Here is a 9,704-nt window from a genome sequence, read left to right as displayed (position 1 = left end):
GTCTTTCCGTGCCCCGGGCCACTTGCTACCGTGAAACTCACAGAGAATTGCCAGGCCGCGCCGAGGGCCTGACCTGATGAGGAGGCCCCATGCAGTCCCGTCCGCTCCCCCCGCCGAGCAACGTCAACGAGCACGTCTCCCGCTTCGACCCCCGAGCGGCCGCCCAGGAGTTCGAACACGACCTCTCCCCGGGCATGCGTGACGAGCCGCTGCCCGGCGGCGAGAACGTCAAGCGCATCATCGGCCTCGTGGCCGGCCCCCTGCTCGCCGTCGCCCTGTTCCTGCTGATGCCGGGCGACCTCGGCGTCTGGCCCCGCCTCGTCGCCGCCACCGCCGTGCTCATGGCCGTGTGGTGGATGACCGAGGCCCTGCCCATCCCCGCCACCGCCCTGCTGCCGCTCGTGGTCTTCCCGCTCGGCGTGCCCGCCGAGGAGTCCGACGGCGGCATCACCTTCGACGCCGTCGGCGCGAGCTACGGCAACAACATCATCTTCCTGTTCATGGGCGGCTTCATGCTCGCCCTGGCCATGCAGCGCTGGAACCTGCACCGGCGCATCGCGCTCGGCGTCCTGACGTTCATGGGCGCCAGGACCGTGAACCTCGTCCTGGGCTTCATGATCGCCACCGGGTTCATCTCCATGTGGGTGTCCAACACCGCCACCGCCGTGATGATGCTCCCCATCGGCGTGTCCATCCTCGTGCTCGTCCAGCGCTACGGCACGGACGGCGCCCTGACCGGGGACGAGGCAGCGGACCAGGCCGACCGCCCCGCCGCGCCCGCATCCGCGCCCGGCGAGGCCCCCACGCAGGCCGAGATCCGCTCCCTGACGAAGACGAACTTCGGCACCGCGCTCATGCTCGGCATCGCCTACGCCGCGTCCATCGGCTCGCTCGGCACCATCATCGGCACCCCGCCCAACACCCTGCTCGCGGGCCACATGGCCGCCGAGCACGGCGTGGAGATCGGCTTCGGCCAGTGGATGCTGGTCGGCGTGCCGATCGCCGTCGTGCTGCTCTTCGCGTGCTGGTTCCTGCTCACCCGCGTGCTGTTCCGCCCCGAGATCGACGAGGTCCCCGGCGGCCGCGACCTGATCGCCACCGAGCTGGCCCGCCTCGGCCGCATGAGCGCCCCCGAGGCCAAGGTCCTCGCCGTCTTCATCCTCGCCGCGCTGGCCTGGATCACCGTGCCGCTGATCTCCGAGTACGTCCTGGGCCTGGAGTCCCCGCTGCTCTCGGACGCGGCCATCGCCATGGTCGTCGGACTCATCCTGTTCCTCCTGCCGGCCGGCGGCGGGGCCGGGCGCGGCGTGCGCCTGCTCGACTGGGAGGCCGCGAAGGAGCTGCCGTGGGGCGTGCTCCTGCTGTTCGGCGGCGGCCTGGCCCTGTCCGGTCAGTTCTCCAAGTCGGGCCTGTCCACGTGGCTCGGTGAGCAGGTCAAGGGCTTCGGCGACATCCCCGTGTGGGTGCTCGTGGTGATCGCCGCCGTCGGCATCCTGCTGCTGACCGAGATGACCTCGAACACGGCCACCGCGGCCACGTTCCTGCCGGTCGCCTCCGGCGTGGCCCTGGGCACCGGCGTCCCCCCGCTCATGCTGGCCGCGCCCGTCGCCCTCGCCGCGACCTGCGCGTTCATGCTGCCCGTGGCCACCCCGCCGAACGCCATCGCGTACGGCTCCGGCTACGTGACCATCGGCCAGATGGTGAAGGGCGGCGTGTGGCTGAACATCATCGCCGCCGTGCTCATCTCCATCGCGTCGATGACCCTGCTCGTCTGGGTCTTCGGGCTCTGAGTCCCTGACCACCCGCCGGCCCGGACACACCGAGGCCCGCAGACTCGCCGCTACGTCGGCGTCGCGACGGCGAGTCTGCGGGCCTCAGCGAGGAGACGAGGGGCGCGGTCAGGCCTCGGCGTCGCGGCGGCGTCCGCCGAGGGCGCGCCCGTCGTCGCCCACGCGCTTCATCTCGGCGCGCAGCTCCTTGGGCAGGGAGAAGATGATGTCCTCCTCGGCGGTCACCACCTCGTCCACCTGCCCGTAGCCGTACTCGGCCAGCAGCGCGAGCACCTCCTGGACCAGCACCTCGGGCACGGACGCGCCGGAGGACAGGCCCACGGTGGCCACGCCCTCGAACCAGGACTCGTCCACCTGGTTGGCGAAGTCGACGCGCTCGGCGCGGGAGGCCCCGTACTCCGCGGCGACCTCCTTGAGGCGCACCGAGTTCGAGGAGTTCGCCGAGCCCACGATGATCACCAGGTCGCACTCCGGCGAGATCGACTTGATGGCCGCCTGCCGGTTGGAGGTGGCGTAGCAGATGTCGTCCGAGGGCGGGTCCTGCAGGTTCGGGAACCGCTCGCGGAGCACGGAGACGATCTCGAGGGTCTCGTCCACGGAGAGCGTGGTCTGGGAGAGCCAGATCAGGTTGTCCGGATCATCCACCTGGACGGTGCGGGCCTCGGCGACGTCGTTGATCACCGTGGTGTGCTCGGGCGCCTCGCCGAACGTGCCCTCGACCTCCTCGTGGCCGTCGTGGCCGATCAACAGGATCCGCTTGTCCTGCTTGGCGAAGCGCACGGCCTCGCGGTGCACCTTGGTCACGAGCGGGCACGTGGCGTCGATGGTGTGCAGGTTACGCTGGGCGGCCTCCTCGACGACGGCCGGGGACACGCCGTGCGCGGAGAAGACGGTCAGGGCGCCCTCGGGCACCTCGTCCAGCTCGTCGACGAACACCACGCCGCGCTCGGTCAGGGTGTCCACGACGTGCCGGTTGTGGACGATCTCCTTGCGCACGTACACGGGGGCGCCGTGGTGCTCGAGGGCCTTCTCGACGGCGACGACGGCGCGGTCCACGCCGGCGCAGTAGCCACGGGGGGCAGCCAGCAGCACGCGCTTCTCACCGGACACGGGCGCGGCCGCCTCCACCTCCTCACGGGATCGGCGAACGCGCGGGACCTGCGGCATCCCGAGGCCGACGGCGGACGGACGGGCGGAGACGGAGGGAGCGGACATGCCCTCCATGCTATCGGCCGGGACGCAGACCGGGCCCGGGCTTCGCCGCGGGCTCAGCGCGACGTGACGTCGGCGGCGGTGTGGGAGCGGCCCACCGCGGGGGGACCGTCCGCCCGGGCGGCACGGACCCGGCCACGCCGAGCGACCCACAGCTCGGCCAGGGCCAGCAGCAGGCCCGCGGCCAGCACGATCCAGCCCAGGGTGGTCAGGGTCTGGGGGTAGGGGGCGACGGCGGCCGCGAACGCCGGGCGGGCGGCCTCCTCCATCTGCTGGACGAACGCGGCCACCCCGGGGGAGGCCCCCTCGGGTGCCGTGAGGTGGACCGCGTCCGGACCCAGGCGGGCGCCGCCGATCAGTCCGCCGGCCAGGGCGACCGCACCCGCCACGGCCACGGCGAGGCCCCGCCGCCCTCGGGGGGCGAGCAGCAGGGCGCCCACGAGCGCCAGCACGGAGGCGGCGGCGGCCCAACGCCAGTGCGCGGAGGCGTCCACCCAGCGGTGCACGGTGGCCCGATCCGTGCCGGCCAGGGCGTCGATGCGCGCGTCCATGCGCAGCGCGGTGCTGTCCCGCAGGTCCGCGGCGCGGTCGTACAGGGGTGCCAGCAGCGTGTCCGCGGCCCAGTCGCCGACGTCCGCGCCCGCGATCGTCTCCAGCAGCGCCTGCCCGGGCAGGTCGAACCGGTCCTCGCGCAGGTCACGTTCGATGTCGCCCAGGGCGGCGGTGATCCCGGACTGTGCGACGGGACCGAACGGGATGGTCACGTCCGCGCCCGAGCCGGGCTCGTCCGCGCCCTGCGGGTCCTCGAGCTGGGCGAGCCAGGCGCGCCGGGCCTCGTCAGCGGTGTCGGACCAGCCCTGCACCACCTGCGGGTCGTCCGCCACACGCTGGGCCAGCGGGCGCAGCAGGTCCTCGGCCGCCTGGGCCAGCGGGCCCGGCACCTGCTCGGGGATGGCGTCGTGCACGACGTCGTCGATCACCCCCGGCACGGCGGCGCGGACCTCGGGGTCCACTGCGACCTGCTCCGTCACCCCGCGCAGCAGCTCCGGGCGGTGCGTCGCCTCGTCGACGAGGGCACCGGCCGTCGCGAGCACCGCCAGCAGGCCCGCCAGGGCCGCGACGAGGACACTGAGAGTGGTGCGCATGGGGTCCTTCCATTCCGTTCCGTTCCGACCCCGTCGAGCGTACTGATCCTGGCCGGACGTTCCCCGGTCTGAGCGCCCGACCGGGCCGGCGGCGGGTCCGGGGGACGCCCGGGCGCCGTCTTGCGCGTCCGGCGAGGGCGGTACGGTGGGCCCGTGCCCGGGCGGACCGGGCGCGGACAGGAGGGACCCGGATGGACCAGCCCGTGACCGAGGGCGCCTCGGCGGCGTCGGACATGCCCGTCTCGGCGCCCGCCCGCGCGGGCGAGACCTCCGCCGAGCGGCCGTGGCCCCTGCGCCGGCTCTCCGAGAACCTCAAGGCCCACATCGAGCGCGCGCCCGCCACGTGGATCGAGGGCCAGCTCATCGAGTTCAAGAACAACCGCGGCAACGTCTACATGACCATGCGGGACCTCGAGGAGGAGGTGTCCCTGCCGCTCACCGCCTGGCGGAACGTCGCCATGACCCTGGACGGGACCGTCCAGCAGGGCTCCCGCGTGGTGGCGCGCGTAAAGCCGAACTTCTGGCTCAAAGCTGGGCGCCTGTCCATGAACGTGCAGGAGATGCGACCGGTCGGCCTCGGCGATCTGCTGGCCCGCGTGGAGCTGCTGCGCCGGGCCCTCGCCGAGGAGGGGCTGACCTCCCCCGCGCGCAAACGACCCCTGCCCCTGCTCCCCCACCGGATCGGGCTCATCACCGGCCGCGACTCGGACGCGAAGAAGGACGTGCTGCGCAACACCCTGCTGCGCTGGCCCGCCGCCGAGTTCGAGATCCGTGAGGTCGCCGTGCAGGGCGCCGAGGCCCCTCGGCAGGTGGCCGCCGCGCTCGCCGAGCTCGACGCCGACCCGGCCGTGGACGTCATCGTCATCGCCCGCGGCGGCGGCGCGCTCGAGGAGGTCGTGCTCCCCTTCTCGGACGAGGCGCTGGTGCGCGCCGTGGCGGCGGCGCGCACGCCCGTCGTCTCGGCGATCGGCCACGAAGCGGACCGCCCGGTCCTCGACGACGTCGCCGACCTGCGCGCCTCCACGCCCACGGACGCGGCCAAGCGGATCGTCCCGGACGCGGCCCAGGAGGCTGCGGGACTCGCCGACGCGCGCCTGCGGCTGGCCGCGGCCGTCGAGCGCCGCGTGCGCGCCGAGGCCGAGGGGCTCGCGGCCTTGCGCTCCCGGCCCGTGCTGGCCCGCCCGCACGTGATGGTGGATACCCGGCAGGAGGAGACGGACCGGTGGCGCGAGCGCGGCCGGTCCGCCCTGGGCCACCGGCTCGTCCGCGAGGAGGACGCACTCACGCAGCTGCGCGCCCGCGTCCGCGCCCTGTCCCCGCAGCGCACCCTGGACCGCGGCTACGCCGTGGTCCAGCACGCCGGACAGGTCGTGCGCGACGCGGACCAGGTCGCCCCGGACGACCGGCTCGACATCCTCGTGGCGGTCGGGCGGATCGCCGCAGACGTCGTCGCGACGCATCGGCCCACCCCGACCCCATCCCACGAGAGGACACGACAGGCATGAGTGAACAGGGCATGGAGCAGACGCAGGACCCGGGCCGCCCCAGCGGCGTGGAGGGCTTCACCTCCGCGGACGTCTCGGACGTGGCCCGGATGAGCTACGAGCAGGCGCGCGCCGAGCTGATGGAGACCGTGGGGAGGCTGGAGGCCGGTGGCGCCGGCCTCGAGGAGTCCCTGGCCCTGTGGGAACGCGGGGAGGCGCTGGCCGACCGCTGCCAGGCCTGGCTGGACGGCGCCCGCGCCCGCCTCGACCAGGTGCGCGGCGAGGCCGCCCCCGACGTCGACTGACCACGCCCCCCCCCGCTTTCGTCCGGGAAACGGCGGCCTCCGCCCCGCTTTCGTTCGGGAAACGGTGGGGGCGGGGGCCACCGGCCCCCGCCCCCACGCGACTCGCGCCCGACGTCGGTCAGGCGGTCTGGTCCTCGTGCTTGCCCTCGCTCAGCTCCTCCACGACCTTGGCGTTGAAGGCGTCGAGATCGTCCGGGGAGCGCGAGGTGGTCAGCCCGTTGTCCACGACGACCTCCTCGTCCACCCACTGGGCGCCCGCGTTCTTCAGGTCAGTCTTCAGGGACGGGTAGCTGGTCAGGCGGCGGCCCTCCACGACGCCGGCCTCGATCAGGGTCCACGGGGCGTGGCAGATGGCCGCCACCGGCTTGTGCTGCTCGAAGAAGGCACGCACGAACGCCTGGGCGTCCTTGTTGACGCGCATGGCGTCCGCGTTCAGGGTGCCGCCCGGCATCACGAGGCCGTCGAAGTCCTCGGCCTTGGCGTCCTTCACCGTCGTGTTCACGTCGAAGGACTCGCCGTGATCCCAGTCGGACTGCATCGCGGTGATGGTGCCGGACTCCGGCGAGACGAGCACGGGGGTCGCGCCGGCGGCGATCACGGCCTCCCACGGGGAGGTCAGCTCGACCTGCTCGACGCCGTTGGTCGCGAGGAACGCGACGGTCTTGCCGGTCAGCGGGGCATTCTGGTTGGCGTTCTCAGTCATGGGTCCACCTTTCGGATCGGATCCGGAGCGCCTCTGCGGCGCCCGGTGTCCGTACATCGACTCACCGCGACCCCGTGCTTGGCAAGGTCCGGCCACCACTGCCCGCCCAGCGCGACGACGGCGGCGCTCAGCCCGCCAGCAGGCGACGGCGGGCGGCCGCGACGTCGAAGTCGGCCTTCGGCCAGTCCAGCCCCATCCCCTGCAGGGTCTCGATGATCAGCTGCTGCACCGCCAGCCGCGCGAACCACTTGCGGTCCGCCGGCACGATGAACCACGGCGCGTCCTCGGTGTCCGTCCGCTCGATCGCGATCCGGTACGCGTCCATGTACTGGTCCCAGTACGCGCGGTCATCGAGATCGCTCTCGCTGAACTTCCAGTGCTTCGTGGGGTCGTCCAGGCGGGCCAGCAGGCGCTTGGCCTGCTCCTCCGGCGAGATCCGCAGCATCACCTTGACGATCCGTGTCCCCGCGGCGCGCACGGCCGCCTCGAACTCGCGGATGGCCCCGTAGCGCTCCTCCACCTCGGCCAGAGGGGAGAGCCCGCGCACGCGGTGCACGAGCACATCCTCGTAGTGCGACCGGTCGAACACGGAGACCAGGCCGGGCCGCGGGAGGTGCGGTCGGATGCGCCACAGGAAGTCGTGGGCGCGCTCCTCCGGGGTCGGCGCCTTGAACGCGTGCACGTGGACGCCCAGCGGATCCATCGCCCCGATCACGTGGCGTATGATCCCGCCCTTGCCGGCGGTGTCCATGCCCTGCAGGACCACCAGCAGGGACGGCACCTCCCCCACGGGCGCGTCGCGCACCGACTGGGCGAACAGCAGCTCCTGCAGGTCGGCGAGCACCGCGCCGCGCGCGGCCAGGTCCTTCTTGCCCTTCGCCTTGTCCCCGCCGTAGCCGGGCGTCGCGGCGGCGTCGACGTCGGCCGGGCCCCGGACCTCGTCCCCGCGGCGGGCGGCGAACAGCTCCCGCGCGGGGCCGTCGAAGACGCCGTCGTCGGTGGCACGGGCGGGACGGCCCGCCTCGGTGGCCGGGGTGTCAGCCATGGTGCTCCCTCCAGTCCTCGAGGAAGTCCTCGAGGCGGTCCAGGGCCACGTCCAGGTCCTTCACGCTGGGCAGCGTGACGAGCCGGAAGTGGTCGCTGTGCGGGTAGTTGAACGCCCCGCCGTGCGAGACGAGGATCTTCTTCGCCCGCAGCAGCTCGATGACGAACGCCTCGTCGTCGTCGATCGCGTAGACCTCCGGGTCCAGCCGCGGGAACAGGTAGAGGGCGCCGTGGGCCGGCTGCACGGACACGCCGGGGATGGCGTTCAGGCGGTCCTGGGCGAGGTTGCGCTGCTCGAGCAGCCGGCCGCCGGGCAGGACGAGGTCGTCGATGGACTGGTAGCCGCCCAGTGCCACCTGGATGGCGTGCTGCGCGGGCACGTTGGCGCACATCCGCATGTTGGCCAGCAGGGTCAGGCCCTCGAGGAAGTCGGCGGCCCGGTGCTTCGGCCCGGACACGGCCACCCAGCCGGAGCGGTAGCCCGCCACCCGGTACGCCTTGGACAGGCCTGAGAACGTCAGGGTGAGCACGTCGTCGGACAGGCCGGCGGCGTTGATGTGGCGGGCGCCGTCGTAGGTGATCTTCTCGTAGATCTCGTCCGCCATGAGGACGAGGTTGTGGCGGCGGGCCACGTCCACGATGCCCTGCAGCACGGCGCGGGAGTAGACCGCGCCGGTGGGGTTGTTCGGGTTGATCAGGACGATGCCCTTGGTGCGCTCCGTGATGAGGGACTCGATGTGCTCGAGGTCGGGCTCCCAGCCCTCCTCCTCGACGCAGCGGTAGTGCACCGCCCGGCCCCCGGCCAGGGTGGTGGCGCCGGTCCACAGCGGGTAGTCGGGCGAGGGGACGAGGATCTCGTCGCCGTCGTCGACCAGGGCCTGCAAGACCATGGTGATCATCTCGGACACGCCGTTGCCGATGAACACGTCGTCCACGCCGATGTCCCGGATGCCCCGGGACTCGTAGTACTGCGAGACGGCGATGCGCGCCGAGTAGATGCCCTTGGAGTCCGAGTAGCCCTGCGCGTGCGGCAGGTGCTGGTGCATCGCCGCCAGGACGGCGTCCGGCGCCTCGAAGCCGAACGGGGCCGGGTTGCCGATGTTCAGCTTCATGATCCGGTGGCCCGCGGCCTCCATCCGCTGCGCCTCCTCCAGGATGGGGCCGCGCACGTCGTAGCGGACGTTCAGCAGCTTGGCGGACTGGCGGATCTGGCGGGGACGCGGGGTCGGCATGCCCTCCATCATGGCACCCCCGGGCGGTGTGCATCACAGTCGCGCTCGTGCGACGCGGGCCGGCGCCCCGCATCCGTGCGGGCTCAGAACCAGGAGCCGCGGGGCACGAACCAGTCCTCAGGCGCGTCCTCCAGGCCATGGTCCACCAGCCAGTACTGCGCGGCCTCGGCGAGGGGAAGCGGGTCGGCGCCCGTGGTGAGCCGTTCGAGCTCCCGCAGACCGTCGCCGTCGAGGGCGGACATCACCTCGGCGATGCGCCGCTCGGCGTCGTCATCCAGCGTCGCGGCGGAGCCGACGGCGGTCAGCCGCCCCTCCGGGAGCACGCGGCCGTCGTCCTCGAGCGGGACGAGCGAGTTCGCGTCGATCTCCGGATCCGTGCGGGTCAGCAGCGCGACCTGGGCCTCATCCGCGACGACGGCGGCGCTCGGGTCCTCGGTGTCGGCCAGCCAGGTCTCGGGTCGACAGCCGGCGAGCCGGTCCAGGCGGGCGCGCAGGGCCGTGGCCGCGTCCGGATCCGCCGCGGCGGTCAGGGGCGGGGGTGCGACGGCGGTGAGCGACTCGCACCGGCCGTTGAGGTCCGTGATCGACTCGAGCTCGAGCCGGGCCGCGGTGGTCTGGGTGACGACCGCGGTCAGGCGCAGCACGCCCGCCGACGAGGACAGCACAGCCGGGGCCTCGTCCTGCGGTGTCCCCGCTGCGGCCGTCTCCTCGGCAAGCAGCGTCTCCAGGACGCGCCCGGCCGCCTGGGCGTCGGCCGCGGGATCCCCGGCGGGCAGCGCGGTGGGGCTC

The 9,704-nt window shown here is 73.2% G+C and carries 9 protein-coding genes; 3 read left to right on the top strand and 6 right to left on the bottom strand.

Features of this window, described 5'->3' with window-relative positions; all coding sequences use genetic code 11:
• Positions 1-89: 89 nt before the first annotated feature.
• On the top strand, positions 90-1,790 hold the full coding sequence (locus J1M40_RS08525; protein WP_144826685.1) for a DASS family sodium-coupled anion symporter: 1,701 nt from the start codon (positions 90-92) through the stop codon (positions 1,788-1,790).
• A gap of 108 nt (positions 1,791-1,898) precedes the next feature.
• Here J1M40_RS08525 and J1M40_RS08520 read toward each other — a convergent pair whose 3' ends face one another.
• Positions 1,899-3,005 carry a 4-hydroxy-3-methylbut-2-enyl diphosphate reductase gene (locus J1M40_RS08520; protein ID WP_070709325.1) on the bottom strand — a complete coding sequence of 369 codons (1,107 nt, stop codon included), beginning with the start codon at positions 3,003-3,005 and terminating at the stop codon, positions 1,899-1,901.
• A 53-nt stretch (positions 3,006-3,058) separates the two neighbouring features.
• The gene (locus J1M40_RS08515) at positions 3,059-4,147 is read right to left on the bottom strand and encodes a hypothetical protein (RefSeq protein ID WP_206450701.1); all 1,089 of its coding nucleotides are present in this window, start codon (positions 4,145-4,147) and stop codon (positions 3,059-3,061) included.
• Positions 4,148-4,338: 191 nt separating this feature from the next.
• Here J1M40_RS08515 and xseA point away from each other — a divergent pair, with 191 nt between their 5' ends.
• Together xseA and J1M40_RS08505 are read left to right on the top strand one after the other, a co-directional pair.
• Positions 4,339-5,652, top strand: coding sequence for an exodeoxyribonuclease VII large subunit (gene xseA / locus J1M40_RS08510; RefSeq protein WP_206450700.1), 1,314 nt, complete (start codon positions 4,339-4,341; stop codon positions 5,650-5,652).
• Positions 5,649-5,936, top strand: a complete 288-nt coding sequence (locus J1M40_RS08505; RefSeq protein ID WP_043281217.1) for an exodeoxyribonuclease VII small subunit — start codon at positions 5,649-5,651, stop codon at positions 5,934-5,936. Before xseA ends, J1M40_RS08505 begins: the two co-directional genes overlap by 4 nt.
• Positions 5,937-6,054: 118 nt before the next feature.
• On the opposite strand, the gene J1M40_RS08500 is transcribed toward J1M40_RS08505, so the two are convergent.
• The 4 genes from J1M40_RS08500 to J1M40_RS08485 all read right to left on the bottom strand — a co-directional run.
• A complete protein-coding gene (locus J1M40_RS08500; protein ID WP_010080458.1) occupies positions 6,055-6,639 on the bottom strand; it encodes a type 1 glutamine amidotransferase domain-containing protein in 585 nt (194 codons plus the stop codon).
• A gap of 127 nt (positions 6,640-6,766) precedes the next feature.
• Positions 6,767-7,684, bottom strand: coding sequence for a PPK2 family polyphosphate kinase (locus tag J1M40_RS08495; RefSeq protein ID WP_206450699.1), 918 nt, complete (start codon positions 7,682-7,684; stop codon positions 6,767-6,769).
• Positions 7,677-8,915, bottom strand: a complete 1,239-nt coding sequence (locus tag J1M40_RS08490; protein ID WP_206450698.1) for a pyridoxal phosphate-dependent aminotransferase — start codon at positions 8,913-8,915, stop codon at positions 7,677-7,679. Before J1M40_RS08490 ends, J1M40_RS08495 begins: the two co-directional genes overlap by 8 nt.
• 83 nt (positions 8,916-8,998) lie before the next feature.
• On the bottom strand, positions 8,999-9,704 hold a 706-nt coding region (locus tag J1M40_RS08485; protein WP_274607996.1), incomplete at its 5' end, for a glycine betaine ABC transporter substrate-binding protein.

It is taken from the genome of Micrococcus sp. KRD026, assembly GCF_017168445.1.
In the GTDB taxonomy this organism is placed as follows: domain Bacteria; phylum Actinomycetota; class Actinomycetes; order Actinomycetales; family Micrococcaceae; genus Micrococcus; species Micrococcus luteus.
Note: the sequence above shows the minus strand (reverse complement) of the source record. Positions and strands in the feature narration are given on the sequence as shown.